The organism is Methylophilus sp. UBA6697, from assembly GCF_002454655.1.
GTDB lineage: Bacteria > Pseudomonadota > Gammaproteobacteria > Burkholderiales > Methylophilaceae > Methylophilus.
On the sequence record NZ_DKJH01000002.1, the window covers coordinates 30,636 to 49,898 of the forward strand.

Annotated in this window: 20 protein-coding genes; 9 read left to right on the forward strand and 11 right to left on the reverse strand. The window is 50.5% G+C overall.

The window, feature by feature from the left end; translation table 11 throughout:
- Positions 1 to 2: 2 nt before the first annotated feature.
- Positions 3 to 1,094: a magnesium/cobalt transporter CorA gene (gene corA, locus B3355_RS00930; protein WP_292779335.1), complete on the reverse strand. Its 1,092-nt coding sequence runs from the start codon at positions 1,092 to 1,094 to the stop codon at positions 3 to 5.
- A gap of 120 nt (positions 1,095 to 1,214) precedes the next feature.
- Here corA and aroC point away from each other — a divergent pair, with 120 nt between their 5' ends.
- Together aroC and B3355_RS00940 are read left to right on the forward strand one after the other, a co-directional pair.
- A complete protein-coding gene (gene aroC, locus B3355_RS00935; protein WP_292779338.1) occupies positions 1,215 to 2,306 on the forward strand; it encodes a chorismate synthase in 1,092 nt (363 codons plus the stop codon).
- Between the two features lie 57 nt (positions 2,307 to 2,363).
- The gene (locus B3355_RS00940; RefSeq protein ID WP_292779341.1) at positions 2,364 to 3,536 is read left to right on the forward strand and encodes an MFS transporter; all 1,173 of its coding nucleotides are present in this window, start codon (positions 2,364 to 2,366) and stop codon (positions 3,534 to 3,536) included.
- A 65-nt stretch (positions 3,537 to 3,601) separates the two neighbouring features.
- Here B3355_RS00940 and folE2 read toward each other — a convergent pair whose 3' ends face one another.
- The 8 genes from folE2 to B3355_RS00980 form a co-directional block, all read right to left on the reverse strand.
- The gene (gene folE2 / locus B3355_RS00945; RefSeq protein ID WP_019881342.1) at positions 3,602 to 4,408 is read right to left on the reverse strand and encodes a GTP cyclohydrolase FolE2; all 807 of its coding nucleotides are present in this window, start codon (positions 4,406 to 4,408) and stop codon (positions 3,602 to 3,604) included.
- Between the two features lie 49 nt (positions 4,409 to 4,457).
- Complete coding sequence (dxs, locus tag B3355_RS00950; protein ID WP_292779346.1) at positions 4,458 to 6,302, reverse strand: 1-deoxy-D-xylulose-5-phosphate synthase; 1,845 nt, start codon at positions 6,300 to 6,302, stop codon at positions 4,458 to 4,460.
- A 2-nt stretch (positions 6,303 to 6,304) separates the two neighbouring features.
- On the reverse strand, positions 6,305 to 7,195 hold the full coding sequence (locus tag B3355_RS00955) for a polyprenyl synthetase family protein (RefSeq protein ID WP_292779349.1): 891 nt from the start codon (positions 7,193 to 7,195) through the stop codon (positions 6,305 to 6,307).
- A 27-nt stretch (positions 7,196 to 7,222) separates the two neighbouring features.
- Entirely contained in the window at positions 7,223 to 7,468 is a 246-nt protein-coding gene (gene xseB / locus B3355_RS00960; RefSeq protein ID WP_292779352.1) for an exodeoxyribonuclease VII small subunit, read from the reverse strand.
- Between the two features lie 83 nt (positions 7,469 to 7,551).
- A complete protein-coding gene (locus B3355_RS00965; protein WP_414683404.1) occupies positions 7,552 to 8,220 on the reverse strand; it encodes an alpha/beta hydrolase in 669 nt (222 codons plus the stop codon).
- Positions 8,221 to 8,503: 283 nt separating this feature from the next.
- On the reverse strand, positions 8,504 to 8,848 hold the full coding sequence (locus B3355_RS00970; protein ID WP_292779355.1) for a pilin: 345 nt from the start codon (positions 8,846 to 8,848) through the stop codon (positions 8,504 to 8,506).
- A 456-nt stretch (positions 8,849 to 9,304) separates the two neighbouring features.
- Complete coding sequence (locus B3355_RS00975) at positions 9,305 to 9,850, reverse strand: SRPBCC family protein (protein ID WP_292779358.1); 546 nt, start codon at positions 9,848 to 9,850, stop codon at positions 9,305 to 9,307.
- Between the two features lie 157 nt (positions 9,851 to 10,007).
- Positions 10,008 to 10,994: a beta-propeller fold lactonase family protein gene (locus tag B3355_RS00980; protein WP_292779361.1), complete on the reverse strand. Its 987-nt coding sequence runs from the start codon at positions 10,992 to 10,994 to the stop codon at positions 10,008 to 10,010.
- 229 nt (positions 10,995 to 11,223) lie between these two features.
- On the opposite strand from B3355_RS00980, the gene B3355_RS00985 reads away from it, so the two are divergent.
- Complete coding sequence (locus tag B3355_RS00985) at positions 11,224 to 11,946, forward strand: hypothetical protein (RefSeq protein ID WP_047514859.1); 723 nt, start codon at positions 11,224 to 11,226, stop codon at positions 11,944 to 11,946.
- A 152-nt stretch (positions 11,947 to 12,098) separates the two neighbouring features.
- Complete coding sequence (locus B3355_RS00990; protein WP_024929439.1) at positions 12,099 to 12,647, forward strand: RNA pyrophosphohydrolase; 549 nt, start codon at positions 12,099 to 12,101, stop codon at positions 12,645 to 12,647.
- A gap of 1 nt (position 12,648) precedes the next feature.
- On the opposite strand, the gene msrA is transcribed toward B3355_RS00990, so the two are convergent.
- Positions 12,649 to 13,164: a peptide-methionine (S)-S-oxide reductase MsrA gene (gene msrA, locus B3355_RS00995; protein ID WP_292779368.1), complete on the reverse strand. Its 516-nt coding sequence runs from the start codon at positions 13,162 to 13,164 to the stop codon at positions 12,649 to 12,651.
- 163 nt (positions 13,165 to 13,327) lie between these two features.
- Here msrA and gap (B3355_RS01000) point away from each other — a divergent pair, with 163 nt between their 5' ends.
- Both gap (B3355_RS01000) and B3355_RS01005 read left to right on the forward strand, forming a co-directional pair.
- Positions 13,328 to 14,329, forward strand: coding sequence for a type I glyceraldehyde-3-phosphate dehydrogenase (gap, locus tag B3355_RS01000; RefSeq protein WP_019881355.1), 1,002 nt, complete (start codon positions 13,328 to 13,330; stop codon positions 14,327 to 14,329).
- A gap of 99 nt (positions 14,330 to 14,428) precedes the next feature.
- Positions 14,429 to 15,622 (forward strand): phosphoglycerate kinase, encoded by a 1,194-nt coding sequence (locus B3355_RS01005; protein ID WP_292779374.1) that lies wholly within the window; start codon positions 14,429 to 14,431, stop codon positions 15,620 to 15,622.
- Positions 15,623 to 15,661: 39 nt separating this feature from the next.
- On the opposite strand, the gene B3355_RS01010 is transcribed toward B3355_RS01005, so the two are convergent.
- The gene (locus B3355_RS01010; RefSeq protein WP_292779377.1) at positions 15,662 to 16,651 is read right to left on the reverse strand and encodes a GGDEF domain-containing protein; all 990 of its coding nucleotides are present in this window, start codon (positions 16,649 to 16,651) and stop codon (positions 15,662 to 15,664) included.
- Between the two features lie 146 nt (positions 16,652 to 16,797).
- On the opposite strand from B3355_RS01010, the gene gap (B3355_RS01015) reads away from it, so the two are divergent.
- The 3 genes from gap (B3355_RS01015) (at position 16,798) to B3355_RS01025 (ending at position 19,201) form a co-directional block, all read left to right on the forward strand.
- Positions 16,798 to 17,859 (forward strand): type I glyceraldehyde-3-phosphate dehydrogenase, encoded by a 1,062-nt coding sequence (gap, locus tag B3355_RS01015; protein ID WP_292779380.1) that lies wholly within the window; start codon positions 16,798 to 16,800, stop codon positions 17,857 to 17,859.
- 102 nt (positions 17,860 to 17,961) lie between these two features.
- Positions 17,962 to 18,861, forward strand: a complete 900-nt coding sequence (locus tag B3355_RS01020; RefSeq protein ID WP_292779383.1) for a phosphoribosylaminoimidazolesuccinocarboxamide synthase — start codon at positions 17,962 to 17,964, stop codon at positions 18,859 to 18,861.
- Between the two features lie 43 nt (positions 18,862 to 18,904).
- Complete coding sequence (locus B3355_RS01025; RefSeq protein ID WP_019881360.1) at positions 18,905 to 19,201, forward strand: YkvA family protein; 297 nt, start codon at positions 18,905 to 18,907, stop codon at positions 19,199 to 19,201.
- Positions 19,202 to 19,263 lie beyond the last annotated feature (62 nt).

Sequence of the window (19,263 nt, forward strand, 5' to 3'; positions counted from 1 at the left end):
TGCTAAGAATCGCGGCGGCTACTCAGCCATTGCCGTCGCCAGAACACCAGCAACATCGCCACCGCAATCAGTAACATCATCAATATTGCCCACCAAAAGCCATCGGGGTCTTTTAACCACGGCATTTCGTTAAAGTTCATGCCAAAAATCCCGGCAATCAGGGTGGCAGGCATAAACAGCATGGCGACGACGGTCAGCGCACGCACCTCCAGATTCACGCGCTGGCTGAGGCTGGTCATGTATATATCCATCAGGCCACTTAAGGTGTCGCGAATCGCTTCCAGTGATTCTGTGAAATGCACGGTATGGTCATACAGGTCACGCAAATAAGGCACCGTTTGCGGACTAAAAAATCCGTGTTCATTACGAATCAGGCTATTCAGTACTTCACGCAATGGCCACACCGCGCGCCGCAGCTGTATCGTGACATGTTTGAGGCGGTGGATATTTTGCAAGTCTTCTGGGCTGGGGCGATCCAGTAATTGGTTTTCAAGTTGCTCGGCATCCTCATTAATGGCTTCCAGCACCTGAAAGTAACGTTCCATCAGGCTATCCAGCAGGGCGTAGCATAAATAGTCAGGGCCGCTCTGGCGCAATAATGCCTGGCCTTGGCGCAAGCGTTCGCGCACTGGTTCAAAACTGCCGGAAGGTCTTTCCTGGAAAGTGAGCAGCCACTCACGTCCCAAAGCCATGCTGATTTGCTCAGAGCTGACGCTCATGCTTTCTGTATCGTAGTAAAACAGGCGTGTTTCCAGAAACAGGTAGTCCGGATAGGTGTCGAGTTTAGGCCGCTGCTCGGTATTTAAAATATCATCCAGTACCAGCGGGTGCAATTTGAACCGGCGGGCGACCGCTTGTAACAAGGGAATATCAAGTACGCCATGCACATTGATCCAGGCGACATGCCCGGCGGGTGGCTGCCAATTGACGATCTCCTGCATGGTGAGCTGGGCGGACAGGATATCTTGCGCGTTGTAGCAAATTTTGTGGATACAGGCAGCAGGTAGGGGCGGACCTGCAGGGTTCTCGATGAGTGCCGGGTTATCGGCGCCCAGCAGTCTGTGCTTACGGTGCGTATGTTTACGTTTTGCCATTGTCATCCCAGGTAAAATTGCCGTTCCAGCATAAGCGTTCACCGGCGGGAAATCAACCCGCGAACAGGTGGCTGGCCAGTCTATGCTAAAATAAAGAAAATTATTCAGTGGGAAAATCGCATGTCTGGCAATACCATCGGCACCTTGTTTACCTTGACCTCGTTTGGCGAGTCACATGGCCCAGGCATTGGCGGCATTGTCGATGGTTGCCCGCCTGGGCTGGAGCTGAGTGCGGCAGATTTGCAAGTGGACCTCGACCGCCGCAAACCGGGGACGTCGCGCCATGTGACCCAGCGCGCTGAGGCGGACGAAGTGGAAATTCTGTCTGGCGTGTTTGAAGGTAAAACCACGGGCACACCAATTGGCTTGTTGATCCGCAACACTGACCAGCGTTCGCAAGATTACAGCAAAATCATGGATACCTTCCGTCCCGGCCATGCGGATTATACCTATACGCAAAAATATGGCATCCGCGATTACCGTGGTGGTGGCCGCTCCAGTGCGCGTGAAACTGCTGTGCGCGTGGCGGCTGGTGCGATTGCCAAAAAATGGCTCAAGCAACAATACGGCGTGCAGATTCGCGGTTATTTAAGCCAGATTGGCGAAATCAAGATTCCGTTTGTGAACTGGGATGCACTGGCGCAAGAAGGCAATGCCTTCTTTTCACCCAATGTCGAGATCTTGCCGCAACTGGAAGCCTATATGGACCAGATCCGCAGCGAGCGCGACTCAGTGGGTGCACAGATTACCGTGGTAGCCGAGAAAGTGCCGGTCGGCTTGGGCGAGCCTGTATTTGACCGCCTGGATGCCGATATTGCGCACGCCATGATGGGCATTAACGCTGTGAAAGGCGTAGAAATTGGTGCTGGTTTTGCTTCAATTGCCCAGCGTGGTAGCGTGCACAGCGATGAACTGACACCTCAAGGTTTTGCTACCAATCATGCCGGAGGCATTTTGGGTGGGATATCAAGTGGCCAGGACATCGTGGTCAATGTCGCGTTCAAGCCAACGTCCAGCATTCCGCAACAAAGGCATTCTATCAACCAGGCAGGTGAGGCGGTGATGATGCAAACCACTGGTCGCCACGATCCATGTGTCGGCATCCGTGCGACGCCGATCGTGGAGGCTATGCTGGCGCTGGTGTTGATGGATCATGCCTTGCGCAACCGTGGCCAGAATGCAGACGTGCATTCCAAGGTGCCGACGCTGTAATGTCTTTCAACGCCCAGGCACAGTCTTGGGCGATATTTACCAACGCGCGAGTATGTTATGAGTCACGCCTTACACTTTAATCTCTCGCGTTTCTATTTTATCTATTACTTCTTTGTCGGTGCGTTTGTCCCTTACTGGGGCTTGTACCTGACCGCAGAATCCTTTTCCCCGGCCGATATTGGCATTCTGATGTCCTTGTTCCAGCTCAGCCGTATTGTGGCGCCTAATTTGTGGGGCTGGCTGGCGGATCACACACGACAGCGTGTACGCTGGATACGCACCACTGCTTTTCTTGGCTTGCTCGGATTTATCGCCATTTTCTGGGCGCATGATTTCACCACCATGTTTGTAGTGATGATCGCCCTCAGTTTGTTTACCAGCTCGACCTTGCCATTGTCAGAGTCACTGGTACTGGCGCATTTGGCCAGCACTAACGGCCATTACAGCAAAATCCGCTTGTGGGGCTCGTGGGGCTTTATTTTTGCCTCGGTACTGTTGGGATATCTGACTGACTGGTTTGGTATTGGCAGCCTGCTCTGGTTTATTTTACTGGTGCAATGTACCTTGTTTGGACTGACGTGGAAGTTGCCTGAAGCGCATGTGCCGCCGCATGCACATGACGATTTCTCCGTGTGGCAAATATTGAAGCAGCCTGCCGTGATTTCGTTGCTGGTGGGTTGCGCCATGATGGTGACAGCGCATGGTCTGATGTACAACTTTTACTCTATCTACCTGGCTGAGCATGGCTACAGCAAAGGCATGATAGGCTGGTTATGGGGACTGGGCGTGATTTGCGAAATTGGCATTTTTATCAAGATGCCTTGGATCATGACACACTTTAAACTCAAAACCATTTTGCTGGCGAGCCTGCTGATTGGCGTGGTGCGGTTCACCATGATGGGCCTGGTACCGGATCACTTATGGTTATTGTTGCTGGCGCAAACCATGCATGCCTTCACTTTTGGCAGTTTCCATGCGGCATCAGTAGAAGTCGTGACGCAATATTTTAATGGCCGCCACCAGGCCAAAGGGCAGGCCATTTATAACAGTGTGGCATATGGCATCGGCGGGGCGCTGGGTGGTTTGCTGGGAGGGTTTGCCTTACAATACCTGGGCGGGCAACTGACGTTTACACTGGCGGCTTTATTTCCGCTACTCGGTGCCATTATTGTGGCACTTGGCTTGCATCTATCACAACCCTATGCCCGTAAAGGCATGTTTAGCCATTGATGCAATGACAGCCGATCAAAGTAAAACAGCCCGCATGCGGGCTGTTTTTATTTCTATTGCGACGATTAATTGACGCGTTTATCACGCTCAATCAGAGCGTACGCGCTGTGGTTGTGGATAGACTCAAAGTTCTCTGATTCAACCACATATTTCACAATACGTTTTTCATCATTGAGCTGTGCAGCGACGTCGCGCACCATATCTTCGACGAATTTTGGATTGTCATAAGCACGCTCGGTCACAAACTTTTCATCCGGGCGTTTGAGTAAACCATACAGTTGGCAAGAGGCCTGATCTTCAATCAGTGTCACCAGGTCTTCCAGCCACATAAAGTCATTCAAGAGGGCTGTCACTGTGACATGCGAGCGCTGATTGTGTGCGCCATAGTCGGAGATTTTTTTGCTGCATGGACACAGGCTGGTAACTGGTACCATGACTTTGACGGTGATTTCAAAATTACCTTGTTTGATCTCACCAATAAAGGTCACATCATAATCCAGCAAGCTTTTGACGCCGGAAACCGGCGCGGCCTTGTTGATGAAATAAGGGAAACGCATTTCCACATAACCGGATTCAGCTTCCAGCCGTTCTACCATTTGACGCAAAATGGTTTCGAATGAGTCGATCGAAATGGCGTGCTCATTCATGTTCAAAATCTCGACAAAGCGAGACATATGCGTGCCTTTGAAGTTATGTGGCAAATGCACATACATATCAAACAGGGCCACAGTATGTTGCTCACCACCAGATTTGTCTTTGACAATCACCGGGTGGCGAATAGATTTGATACCGACTTTGTTGATATCCAGTCTACGCACGTCTGGCGTATTCTGTACATCTTCGATCGTTGTGGGGATCACGGGTTGATTCATCAGGGTTCCATCGCGGGCATTCCCGCCAGTTAATTAATAGTTGAGTTTACTACTCGGAAATTAATTTCTCAATAGCAGACTTGATACCGTTGTTGTCTAGACCACATTCGGCCAGCATAGTTTCGTGGCTGCCATGCTCGATGAATTGGTCTGGCAAGCCGAGGCAGCGTATCGGTTTGGCCATGCCATGCGCTTGCAAACATTCCATCACAGCTGCGCCAGCGCCACCCATCACGGCATTTTCTTCCACAGTGAGCAGGTAATCGTGCGTGCGCGCCATTTCCAGCACTATGGCTTCATCGAGCGGTTTGATAAAACGCATATTGACTACGCTGGCATCGAAGGCTTCTGCTGCTTGTAGCGCTGGTTGCAGCATGCTGCCAAAAGCCAGAATGGCGACTTTGTTACCGTGGCGCACCAAGTGTGCTTTGCCAATAGGCAGTGATTCTAAGGCTGGCGAAATACTGGCGCCTATGCCACTGCCGCGTGGATAGCGTACGGCGGCGGTGCCCGAATACTGGTAACCAGTCGTCAGCATTTGGCGGCACTCGTTTTCATCGCTAGGCGCCATGATGACGATATTGGGGATACAGCGTAAAAAGCTTAAATCAAAGCTGCCGGCATGTGTCGGGCCATCGGCGCCAACCAGGCCAGCACGGTCAATTGCCAGTAATACGTCCAGGTCTTGCAAGGCGATATCATGAATCAATTGGTCATACGCGCGTTGCAAAAAGGTCGAGTAAATCGCCACCACTGGCTTCAGGCCGTCACAGGCCATGCCCGCAGCAAATGTCAGCGCATGCTGCTCGGCAATGCCCACATCAAAATAGCGTTGTGGATAGGCGTCAGCAAAGCGGTTGAGGCCGGAACCATCACACATGGCAGGCGTGATGCCGACCAGTTTGTCATCTGCTGCGGCCATGTCGACCAGCCAGTCGCCGAATATTTGCGTATAACTTGGTCGCTCACTATGGCTTAGGCTATGCCCGTTTTGCGGGTCAAACTTGCTCACACCATGGTATTTGTTCGGATTCGCTTCGGCCGGGCTGTAGCCTTTGCCTTTTTGTGTCACGACATGCAAAAATTGGGGGCCTTGCAGCTGGCGGATATTACCCAGCGTATCGATCAGGGTGTCGATATCGTGGCCGTCAATCGGGCCAATATAGTTGAAACCGAATTCTTCAAATAGCGTTCCTGGCGTCACCATGCCTTTGGCATGTTCTTCGGCACGTCGCGCGAATTCCTTCACCGGCGGCATGATATCCAGCACTTTTTTGCCGCTGCGGCGCACGCTGTCATACAGTTTGCCGGACATTAAGCGAGCAAGGTAATTGTTAAGCGCGCCGACGTTGTTGGAGATGCTCATGTCGTTATCATTGAGGATTACCAGAATATTGGTATCCATGTCGCCAGCATTATTCAAAGCTTCAAATGCCATGCCCGCCGTCATGGCGCCATCGCCAATGATCGCCACGCTGCGGCGATTCGAGCCTTGTGCTTTGGCAGCAACAGCCATGCCTAACGCGGCTGAAATCGAGGTGCTGGAATGGCCGGTGCCAAACGTGTCGTATTCGCTCTCATCGCGCTTGGGGAAGCCGGCAATGCCTCCCGCTTTGCGCAAATTAGCCATGGCTTCGCGGCGGCCAGTTAGAATTTTGTGCGGGTAGGTTTGGTGGCCGACATCCCACACCAGGCGATCATCAGGCGTGTTGTAGATGTAATGTAATGCGATGGTGAGTTCAACCACACCCAGGTTAGAGGCCAGATGGCCGCCCGTTTGCGATACGCTTTGAATCAGGAATGCGCGTAGTTCTGCCGCCAGCACTTTGAGCTGCGAGCGCTCCAGCGTGCGGAGGTCGGTAGGGGAGTCAATGCGGGACAGCAGCGAAGTCATGATTAAAATGGGCGCTCACAAATAAATTTGGCAATGCCGCGTAGCGGGTCTGCCTGCGGGCCGAAGCTCGCCAGTAACTGCAATGTTTGCGCGTACAGGGTGTTTACCAGCGCTTTCGCCTCTTCCAAACCAAGCAGGCTGACGTAGGTCGATTTTTCCTGTAAAGCATCTTTGCCTGCGGTTTTGCCCAGTGTCTGTGTATCTGCGGTGGCGTCGAGAATATCATCGACCACCTGGAATGCCAGCCCCATATGCTGACTATATTGCTCTAAGGCCGTGATGAGTTGCTGATGCGTGTGGTCCGCTGCATAAGCACCCAGTAAGGCTGCTGCTTCAATCAGGGCGCCCGTTTTGTACTGGTGCATGGTTTGCAATGCCTCACGTGACAGCAATTTGCCGGTGCTTTGCAAGTCTATGCTCTGGCCACCACACATGCCGCGCGAACCGGTCGCTGTTGCCAATACTTGTACTTGTTTTAAAGCTTGCAGTGCACTGGTGCTGGCCAGGCATTCAAAGGCCTGGCTTTGTAACGCATCGCCCACCAGCAAGGCGGTTGCATCGTCATATTGTTTGTGGCAGCTAGGCTTGCCGCGGCGCAGGTCGTCATCGTCCATGCACGGCATATCATCATGCACCAGTGAAAAAGCGTGGATCAGTTCCACTGCCGCTGCTGATGCATCCGCCGCGTTTGGTGTCGCCCCAGCCAGTTCTGCCGCAGCATAACTTAACAAGGCGCGCACACGCTTGCCCCCGCCTAGCACCGCATAACGCATGGCCTCATGCAGGCGGCCAGGCAACGTGTTCTCACTTGGCAGCGTACGTGACAATACCTCTTCAACGCGTTGCTGATGTGCGCTGGCCCAATGATCAAAAACAAATGGAGGCTGAGTCATGACTAAAGACAAAAGAAAGCAGGCGCGTTAATTGGCCTCAAAAGGAGTCAGTTGTTGCTGCTGGTTCAAGATCATCACGGTTTGTTCGGCTTGCTGCAGTGATTCCTGACACACTTGCAATAATTGCATGCCCTCAGTGTAAGCCGTTAATGCGGCTTCCAGTGGCAGTTCGCCAGACTCCATACTTTTAACGATGGAGTCCAATGCCGCCAGTCGCTCAGCAAAAGTTTGTTGATCATTCACCGTAGACGGTGACTTTTTGGAAGCACTCATGAAAATTAGCCTGTGAAAACGCCAGCTATTTTAACAAAACTCCCCAAGCTTGCGGGATTATTCTCATGTGTACGAGGGATAGATCAGGCAGGTAAAACGCGCAGCAGAAATTGGCGAATATCGTTGATTTCTTCTTCACATACACTGTGCGGCATGTCGTATTCGTGCCATTCCACCGCATAACCCGCAGCCTCTAGCGTTTGCCGCGACGATTGCGCAGTCGCCAGTGTAATGACACTGTCTTGTCGTCCATGTGCCATCCAGATCGGTAATTGCTGGTTGGCAGGATGCTGTTTTTCTGTGAGCTGATTCTTTAAGGGCAAATAAGTAGAGAGCGCCAATACGCCAGCCAAAGGTCGATCAAAGCGCGTTGCCGTGTGCAAAGCCATTGCACCACCCTGTGAAAACCCCGCCAGTAAAATACGTTGCGAAGGGATGCCACGTGCAATCTCTGATTCAATCATGGCATTAATTGTTGCCTGCATATTGTTGATGCCAACTTCATCTTGAGTGCTTTCTGACTGCAACCCAAAAATGTCATACCAGGCACGCATTTCGTAACCGTTATTGAGGGTAACAGGCCTATAAGGCGCATGTGGCAGGATAAATTTGATATGCGGCAGATTGAGCATTTGAACCACGGGCTCAAAGTCATGGCCATCAGCGCCTAGGCCGTGGAGCCAGATGATGGTTGCAGTGGTGCCAGCTTGTTCGTTGATGCTGATACGCTGTAACATGAGTTTTTTAGACATAAAATATAGTCTTTTAGTATAACAGCAGCACGCTCATTCTCTGATGGATGCTTGCTAATCAATCGGTCCTATTAGTCTTGTAGCTGCAGGTTCTTGGCATGTACTTTTAGACGAGGTTGGCGCTTAATCTGAAGCGTAATTCTTTGTGATAATGCAATTGCATTTTTTGGGGGGGGTAGTTTGAGTGAGTTATCAATGATGCCATCACTCCTCTTTCCTCAGCAAAAACCCCTGCGTTTGTACGCAGGGGTTTAAGATGAGAAGCTCGAATGTTAGCGTTATATTAAGGGCCTACTAATCTGCAAGCACCAGCATTAGTCATAAGGCAGGAAACGGTTTTGCCAGTGCCCTGGTTGGGTGTGAATACCAATGGAGTGGCATTGATAGCAGTAGGGGCGACCACGCCTGCACAATTTGAGGCAGCGTAGTCAGTCATTACGTTGCCTAAGCTTAATTGTGTATATGCACGCTTGGAATATGCAGTCGCTTCTTCCATACATGCACCATCGTGTGCAGATTGTACGTAGTCGGTGTATGCCGGAATCGCTACAGAAGCCAAAATACCGATAATGGCAACAACGATCATCAATTCAATCAGGGTAAAACCTTGTTGTACGTGTTTTTTCATTATGTTTTCCTTTTGAGTCAAGTTTAAAGTGAACATCTTCTGTTTCATTCACTGCTTTTCCAACAGTGTTCGCTAAACCCTAAAGCAACAGCTGTGCCAGCTCCTTATTTCTGTTGTTAACTTGTTGAAAAATATGAATTAAAGGGGTTTTATGCTTTATTTCTTCGAATTGAATTCAAGATTTTTTGGCTAGACGGGCAAAATAAAAGATGACGTAAAGTGACAGCGATCGCCAATCTTTGGCAATGCAGGTGATGTTTTTGGTCAGGGGGCAGAGCGGGTGCTTCAGATGCAAAAAAGGGATTGTGTGGTACACAATCCCTTTATTTGGTGTCAGTGTTTAGCTTTTGACCAAACGCTGCATTTGCAAAAACTGTTGTTTACAACGTAAGACTTACCAGAACTTCCACCAGGGTTTGCTGTTGCCTTGCGTGCGCTTACCAGAACCCTGGCTAATTACTTTCCCGATTCGGCGACCTTTTTCAGGCTTTCCAGACCAGCATCAAAATAATCGTTGACTGCTTTGGTTGCAGCGTCGTCATTTTGTTCAGGTTTTGGGATGTTTGAAGAATCAGCACGTGTGTAGCTGCCTTTAACCGTTACCACTGATTCGTTGCCGCTGCCGGTCACAGTGATGCTTGGGTAAAAGTTAGACACTTGCAAGGTGCTTTTTTCAATCACGTATTCATATTTCAAGCGCATGCCTGCATCGTCGGCAGAGCGCAGTTTTTCGTACATCACGCCGCCGTTTTTCAGTTTAACGGTGCGATAAGTGGCGTCATCACCGTTTTCATCTTTTTTCTGCTCTACAGTGGTTGATTCAACGCCTGCGTGCCAAGCTTGTACATTGCCAAAGTCTTTGAGCAATGCCCAGACTTTTGCCGGTGCTGCCTTGATGGTGACGGTTTTTTCAAAACGTAACGCAGCCGCACCGTGTGCGCCAGCAGTCAGAGGGATCAGCGGCAATAAAGAAACAGCAATAATGCCTAGAATTTTTTTCATTACATTTCTCCTGATATTTACAGACTTTCAAAACTAAAAGTAAGCGGTACTTGATAAAAGTAAGCGGTCTTGGAGTTTCAAAAACAACCCGTGACTTTACCTAAAAAAAAGCTTCTTTGCGACTAATTCATGGGTCATCCTGTGAAAAAAACAAATTTTATTTGGCCTGAAGTATAAATTGCCCAAATGACCGGCATAGTTTGGGGCTGGCAATGGTGTGCGTGACGGTGTTTGTCTGGGCGTCAATCATTGAAACAGTGTCTGATCCCCAATTGGCAACGACGATTTGATTGGTCGCTTTGTCATACTCAATCCCTTCAGGGAACTCGCCGACGGTAACCGTTTTCACGGTTTTCCCTGTGTTTAAATCAATCACCGAAACGCTTTCTGCATGATTGTTGCTGACATAGGCCCAGCGACTGTCCGGGCTAATGGCAACGCCATAAGGGTGCTGCCCGGTTTTTACTGTGCTCGATTGGTAGGTATCCACATTCAGTAAGGTGAGTGTGTTGCTGACCACATTGACGACGAACAGTGTGCGGCCATCAGGACTGAGCGTTAAAGCGAACGGGTGCAAGCCGACCGGGATTTGCGCCAGCGTTTTCAGCGTATTAGTGTCGACAACGGTAATGTCGTTGCTATCGCGGTTGGCAATAAACAATTTTTTGTTGTCTGCGCTGATCAGCATGCCTGAAGGTGTTTTACCCGCCTTGAAGGCTTTTTGTTTTTCGGGGTGTGCCGTGTCTACGGCAATCACCTGTTCGCCGCCCCAGTCGGCCACATATAAGGTGTGCTCATCGCGGCTGAGTGTGATGCCTACGGCTTGTACTGGCACCGGGATGTCTTGCACCTTTTGCTGGGTATGGCTGTTGATGACGGAGACGCTTTGGCTATTGGCATTGCTGATGTAAACGCGCTGCTGCTTTGCCGCAATCGCTACGCCTACTGGCGCTTTACCAACGTCTATCGTCTGTATGACCTGTTTTTTTTGCGTGTCGACTACCGATACTGTGTCACTGCCCTGGTTGGTAATGTAGGCTAAATTACCTGCGTGACTGAGTGCGCTCCACACGAATAGCAAGAGCAGGCTACTGCACCGTTGGTACAGGCGATGTTGTTTGGGTGCGTGAGAGGTGTGTGTCATTGGCAAGTGCATAAAGATAAAACGGTTGTGAGCGTATCGGGTTGACAGATGTATTAATTATATGACCATAAATGCACTGTGGGAATTTGGCGTTTTATTTGTAAATGTATGAAAAGAAACAAAATATTCGCCTTTGACCCTAACGGACTATTTTATACATTCAGTCCGCTGACTTAAAATGGCAAAGAATTTTTTAATCCCAAATTGTTTAATCTATAAGGAAGTCACAATGAAAAAAATATTTTATGCTGGCCTTAAGTTGCTGCTGTCGGTGTCGCTACTGGCAACCGCGCAATCTGCCTCTGCCTTGACTACGGGCACCGTGGTAGGTTCCAATTTCGTGAACGGGCAATCTAGCTACCTGACGACATTCGCGGATGGTACCACTGCGACTTTTGCCGGTAGCAGCGCGTTCCAGAAGAAATCGCAAGCAGGTATTACTGGTGTTGGTATTGCTGGCGGTAGAACTGCTGGTGAAATCGATATCGGTGAAACATTGACCGGTACATTTTCTAAAGAAGTGATTGTGTCCTCTATTAACCTGGCATTGTTGTTTGATGGTCCAGAGTATAACGATGTGAAAGAAGTGGCAAAAATGCTGGTCAGTTTTGCTGACGGTGGCACAGGCGTTTATTATTTGACAGCCACTGGCGTACACACTGCGGCCTGGACTGGCGAAGGTAGTGTGGTGTCCATCGGTAGCGGTGCAGTAGATGGCGGTACAGGTGCCTGGCAATTGAACAACCCGTTTGGTTTCCGTTCAGTAGACAGCATCGTTTTCACGGCTGCAAAAGGATATCCTAACTCTCATTGTAAAAACTGTGATAACCAGTCTGATTACACTTTCGTCAACATGACTGTGATTCCAGTACCAGAAGCAGATAAGTCTGCCATGATGTTTGCTGGCCTGTTGGTTGTGGGTGGTTTGGCTGCGCGCCGTATGAAATCCTGAGTATTTCAGGATTGAAGTAAAAAAAGCTCACGGTCTGTGAGCTTTTTTTTTGCGTCAAGCAGGCATGGTTTTATGGCAGGCGCATGATGGTTGTCCTTTCATTAAAGGGCAAAGTGTGAAAAAATTGCAGGAAATATTGAAGGCAGTTTTTTATGTTAGATCGTGATGGATACCGTCCGAACGTTGGGATTGTGCTTTGCAATGCACATAACCAGGTGTTTTGGGGCAAGCGTATCAGAGAGCATGCGTGGCAGTTTCCGCAAGGCGGCATCAAATATGGTGAAACGCCGGAACAAGCGATGTATCGTGAGCTGATGGAAGAGGTAGGCCTCAAGCCCGAGCACGTCAAAATTCTGGGCCGTACCCGTGACTGGCTGCGCTATGAAGTACCGACCAGCTGGATAAAACGCGAGTGGCGCGGCAGTTATAAAGGTCAAAAACAAATCTGGTTTTTATTACGCCTGACCGGCCGCGACTCAGATGTGTCGTTACGTGCGACTGAGCACCCCGAGTTTGATGCCTGGCGCTGGAGTGAATACTGGGTGCCACTTGAAGATGTGATTGAGTTCAAGCGCGAGGTTTATCAATTAGCACTTAACGAGCTGGCGACCTTTTTGCACCATTCTGGCCGACGTCCGGGCGGCAAGCCACGCAAGCCTGCCGCGGCAAACAAGTTGCCACCCACCGTCACCCCTGAATAATCTATAGCCACACGGCCGCTGTGCGGTCTTGTGGCAAAATCCACTCCTGCCGCAAACCATGACAGGTATAGCCGGTGGGATATTTGACTAAATAATCCTGGTGTTCAGGCTCGGCCAGCCAAAAATCGCTGGCAGGCGTGACCTCTGTGACGACCTTCCCGGGCCAGATCTGCGTGGCATTCATGTCGGTGATCAGTTGTTCTGCCTCGGCTTTTTGTGCCGCATTGGCATAATAAATGGCCGAGCGGTAAGATGGTCCCAAATCATTGCCCTGGCGGTTCAAGGTGGTCGGGTCGTGAATCTGGAAAAAGAATACCAGTAACTGCCGCAGGCTGATCTGTGACGCATCAAACTCCACCTCTATGGCCTCTGCATGGTTGCCATGATTGCGGTAGGTGGCATGGGCAATGTCGCCGCCGGTATAGCCAACACGTGTGGAAATGACGCCGGGCAGGCGTCGGAACAGGTCTTGCATGCCCCAAAAACAGCCGCCAGCGAGAATAATGGTGTCTTGCATCAGGTTCTCTTTCTATCAGTTGGATGCTTCATGCAGGCATGAAGCCGTGTTTGAATGATTTTTCTGCTTTGTCGTGTATCAAATCAAATACTTACAATCTGTCCAGTATAGGTGGTTTAGGTTAAAATACTGAGTTTTAGTTCTAAGCAATGTTGGGGAGCATATGTCAGTCAAGGTAGGCATTAACGGGTTTGGACGAATTGGCCGTATGGCGTTACGCGCGGCGATTGAGCAGCAAGAGTTCAGCAACATCGAAGTGGTAGCGATTAATAGTTCATATGATGTTGAATACATGATGTATTTGCTCAAGTATGACTCGGTCCATGGCCGTTTTAATGCCAAGGTAGAAACTGATAATGGTGCACTGGTGGTAAATGGCAAACGCATTCATTTGACCGCAGAACGTGACCCTAGCAAGATTGACTGGCGTATTGGTGGTGCAGATATCATCATCGAATCTACCGGCGCGTTCCTGACACAGGACAACTGCCATCCGCACATTAGTGGCGGTGCGAAAAAAGTGGTGCAATCAGCGCCAGGTAAAGATGACACGCCTATGTTTGTGTTTGGCGTAAACCATAACGAATATGCAGGCCAGGCGATTATTTCTGCCGCGTCTTGTACCACCAATGGCCTGGCACCATTGGCAAAAGTATTGCATGACACCTTTGGTATCAAGCGTGGCTTGATGACCACTATTCATGCCGCGACAGCCTCACAACTGACTGTCGATGGCACATCCAAAAAAGACTGGCGCGGTGGCCGCAGCGTGTTTGAAAACATTATTCCTTCCAGCACGGGCGCTGCCAAGGCGGTAGGTAAAGTGATTCCTTCACTCAACAAAAAGCTGACCGGTATGGCCATGCGCGTCCCTTCAGCCGATGTGTCTGTGGTGGATTTAACCGTAGAACTGAATAACGAAACAACCTATGAAGCGATTTGCGCTGCCATGCAAAAAGCGGCCGACGGTGAGTTAAAAGGTGTACTGGAATTTACCAACGAAAAAGTGGTTTCCAGTGACTTCCGCAGCAGTGCAGCCGCCAGCGTGTTTGATGCCGATGCCGGTATTATGCTGGACCCGACTTTTGTCAAAGTCGTTGGCTGGTACGACAACGAATACGGTTACACCTGTAACCTGCTGCGCCTGGTTCAACACATTGCTTAATCATGCACGGGGCTTTATGCCCCGTTTGCTTTTGTCACTGATATTTTTATCCTTACCAGTTTATATTCAAGCGGCGGCGACCGCTCAAGGGAGACCTTCATGAAATTCATCAAAATGACCGACCTCGACTTGCGTGGCAAGCGTGTGTTTATCCGTGCCGACCTCAATGTGCCGGTGAAAGACGGCGTGGTGACCAGTGATGCCAGAATTGTGGCCAGCATGCCTACCATTGAGTTTGCCTTAAAGGCAGGCGCAAAAGTGATGGTGACTTCGCATTTGGGTCGCCCGGAAGAGGGTGTGTACAGTGAAGAGAACTCATTGCAGCCGGTAGCCGATGTGATGAGTAAGTTGTTGGGGCAGCCGGTGCGTCTGGTCAAAAACTGGCTGGCTCCAAACGCGCCTGAAGACAGTCTGACCACGCAAGATGGCCAGCTGATTTTGCTGGAAAACTGTCGCTTCAATGTGGGTGAAAAGAAAAACAATGATGAACTGGCCAAAAAATACGCCGCATTGTGCGATGTGTTTGTGATGGATGCCTTTGGCACTGCGCACCGTGCCGAAGCTTCTACGCATGGTATCGCCAAGTTTGCGCCAGTAGCTTGTGCCGGTATTTTATTGACACAAGAGCTGGATGCGTTGAGCAAAGCCTTGCTGGCGCCTGCACGTCCACTGGTGGCAATTGTTGGCGGCTCCAAAGTGTCGACCAAGTTGACCGTGCTCGAAAGCTTGTCTGATAAGGTAGACCAGTTGGTGGTTGGTGGCGGTATTGCCAATACCTTCCTTAAAGCCTCTGGTCAGGAAGTGGGCAAATCGTTATGCGAGAATGACCTGATTGAAACCGCGAAATGCCTGATGGGCAAAATGGAAGCGCGCGGCGCCTGTGTGCCGATTGCCAAAGATGTTGTGGTGGGCAAGCAATTTGATGCCAATGAACCTGCTGTGAGAAAGCCAGCGACCGACGTGGCTGCCGACGAAATGATTTTTGATATTGGCGCGCAATCTGCGGCTGAGCTGGTCGATATCATTATGAAAGCAGGTACGGTGGTGTGGAACGGCCCGGTGGGTGTGTTTGAGTTTGACCAGTTTGGTGAAGGCACCAAAACGATTGCCAAAGCGATTGCCGAAACCAAGGCCTTTACGCTGGCGGGTGGTGGCGACACCATTGCTGCGATCCAGAAGTATGATATTTATGACAAAGTGTCTTATATTTCTACGGCCGGTGGCGCCTTTCTGGAGTTTCTGGAAGGCAAAACATTGCCAGCAGTGGCTATTCTCGAAGAACGCGCAGCTTAATCTTCAAGCCTGGTGACGGTTTGCGCGCTACGTTGTTGGTTAAACGGAGAGCGGGACCGTCAGTCTATGGTGTTTATCGTAGACTTCAACGCGATTGCGGCCCTGTTTTTTGGCCACATATAAAGCCTTATCGGCCTGTTCAATCAGCAAATTGCCGTCTTCGCTGAAATTAAGCCAGTGGTTGCGCGCATGTTGCTCTTTGTGTGACTGCGATTGCTGAAGGCCTAGTGAAGCAACGCCGATGCTCACGGTCATCAGGCGATGGCCGGCGAAGCGGATATCCAGCGCCATGACTTTCTGCCGGATGCGCTCGGCAATTTTGGCGGCTTCCTGCTGTGTGGTTTGCCCCAGTACCAATACAAACTCTTCACCGCCGTAACGCGCGGCCAAGTCCCCCGGGCGGTTACTGTAACGTTTCAATATGCCCGCCAATTGGCGCAGGCAATCATCCCCCGCGCCATGTCCCATGCTGTCATTGAGTTGTTTGAAGTGGTCGGCATCGACCATCATCACGCTCAGGCTGGACTGATGGCGGATGGCGCGCGACCATTCATCACGCATGAATTGTTCCAGGCGGCGGCGATTGGCCAGGCCGGTGAGCGGGTCGGTTAAGGTGAGGGCCGAGATGCGGTCTTCAGTCTGTTTGTGGTGGGTGATATTGGTCAGTGACAGTAAAAATAACTTGCCATCTGCCAGGGTGGTTTGCATGGGTTGCAGGTTAAGTGTCAGCCAGGTGGGTTCTTGTGTTGGCGTGTGACACAAATAGTCAGTCGTGAAGTGCTCGATTGAGCCGCTGAGTACGCGCTCAATACCATCCACTAATAGCGGCTGATTGGTGTCTTCATTGGCCCGACAGAGGTCGAGGTAAGCGATACCAAACCAGTCTGTTTCCAGGTCCAGGCCGTAAAGTAGCCCGAATTTCCGCCAGGCCTGATTCACGTAAATAATGCTGCTGGTCTCATCAATCACTGCAATTTGCAGCGGTAATGTGTCCAGGATACCACTCAGTAATTGTTCTGCGATGTTCACAAAATATCCGATGGCCAGTTGCTTGCAACATTCAAAAGATTCAACTCTATTCTATTCAAGGCTTTCGCGCCTGTCTAATGCTAATTGGTGAAAATTAGCATCAAAATTGCTTGTTTTTTTTCTATCCAGAGACGAAGGAGTCAAAAATGGGCATTAGGGTGGGGATTAACGGCTTTGGCCGCATTGGTCGTATGGTATTGCGCGCCGCATTAAATCAGGCAGAGTTCAAGGATATGGAGGTCGTGGCCATTAACGGTATCGAAGAGCCCGACCATATGTTATATATGCTCAAATATGACTCCGTGCACGGCAGGCTGGCACAGGATGCACATTTAGAGGGCGACTTTCTGGTCATTAATGGCAAGAAAATACGCCTCACCGCGCATGCCAAACCGGCAGATATCGACTGGGGAGCAGAAGCGGTCGATGTGGTGATCGAATGCACTGGCGTTTTCCTGACTCAGGAAACCTGCGCGGCGCATATTGCGGGTGGCGCGCGCATTGTGGTGCAATCTGCACCCGGCAAAGACGATACGCCCATGTATGTCTACGGTGTCAATCACTATCATTATCATGGTGAAGATATCGTCTCGGCGGCGTCTTGCACCACCAATGGCCTAGCGCCTATCGTCAAAGTGCTGCATGACCATTTTGGCGTTAAGCGTGGTTTGATGACGACCATTCATGCGGCGACGGCTACCCAGAAAACGGTGGATGGTACCTCCAACAAAGACTGGCGCGGCGGACGCGGCGTATTTGAAAACATTATTCCTTCAAGTACCGGGGCTGCCAAAGCCGTGGGTAAAGTGATTCCGGCACTCAATAAAAAACTCACTGGCATGTCCATGCGGATTCCATCGGCCGATGTGTCTGTGGTCGATTTAACCGTGGAGTTGCAACAAAAAACTACTTACGAAGACATTTGCGCCGTAATGAAATATGCCTCTGAGCGTGATTTGAAAGGCGTGCTTGGCTATACCGAAGAGCCCGTGGTTTCCAGCGATTTCCGCGGTTTCCCGGCCGCCAGTGTGTTCGATGCGGGGGCTGGCATCATGCTGGATCCGACCTTCGTCAAATTGATCGGCTGGTATGACAATGAATATGGCTATACCTGCAACTTGTTACGGTTAACCCGCTACGTGAGCTATGCCAAATTGTCGATGACAGATTTGCCAGCGGCTGAAGAAGAGGTGGCCGAGGCCGCTTGATCCTGCGTGTGGAATTTGGCAGTTTGGCGCTGATAGACAATTTACTCGCCTGCAACGGCGTCGCGCATTTATAATGCTATTTTTACTTGTGTGATAGACATTATGCGTGCGCCTTTGCTCGAAACCTCCATCAAAAGCCTGAAAAAACTGCACCAGGGCAAGGTGCGTGATATTTACGATATCGACGCCCACACCATGCTGCTGGTGAGCACTGATCGTTTAAGTGCTTTTGATGTGATTTTGCCCACCGGCATTGCGCACAAAGGGGCCATGCTGACGCAAATGGCTAATTTCTGGTTTGAGCAATTGCAGGATGTGGTGCCTAACCATTTGACGGGCATTGCGCCTGAGTCTGTGGTCGCGCCGGATGAAGTCGAGCAGGTCAAAGGTCGTGCCGTGGTGGTGAAGAAACTCAAAGCCTTGCCGCTGGAGGCGATTGTGCGTGGCTACCTGGTCGGTAGTGGCTGGAAAGAGTACAAAGCCAAAGGCACTGTCTGCGACATTCCTTTACCAGACGGTCTGCAATTGGCGCAACAATTACCTAAACCGTTATTCACGCCTTCAAGCAAAGCCGCTGTTGGCGAGCACGATGAAAACATCAGTGTCGCGCAGGTGGAAGCGCTGATAGGCAAAGACCTGACGGCGCAGGTGGAAAAAGCCGCCATTGCTTTGTACACACGTGCGGCGGAATATGCGCGCACCAAGGGTATTATCATTGCTGATACCAAATTTGAATTCGGCGTCGACGCGCATGGTGTGTTGCATGTGATGGATGAAGCCTTAACGCCAGATTCGTCCCGCTTCTGGCCAGCGGACCAATACCAGATTGGCAGTAACCCGCCCAGTTATGACAAGCAGTATGTGCGTGACTGGCTGGAGGGCTGCGGCTGGGACAAAGTCGCACCGGGCCCTGAGTTACCGGCCGATGTAGCGCAACGTACTTCTGATAAATATATGGAAGCGTTTGCCAAATTGACCGGGCGTACCTTGCTGGTCGATTAATCACGGCAACTATTAATTACTGCCACCATTATTCACTGCAACTATGGGCTTTCGCGCACAATTAGCGACACTCGCCAGCCGGTTCAAGCAGGAGGTTGCGTTTTACCGCGCACTGCATGCGCATCCGCAGACGCCCAAGTTGGCCAAAGGCTTGTTATGGCTGGCGTTGGCTTATCTGGTGTTACCGTTTGACCTGATTCCGGACTTTATTCCGGTGATCGGCCAGTTGGATGAGTTAGTGATTATTCCATTATTGCTTTACTTGGCACTCAAGTTGACGCCAGTCGCGGTGCGGCAGGCGTGTCGCGATTCTGTGCCGCTTGTGCCGGATCAAAAATAGTGTTGTTTGACAGCAAATGTTCATATTATTCGCCTATAATGGCGCTTTTTTGTTGAAATGGG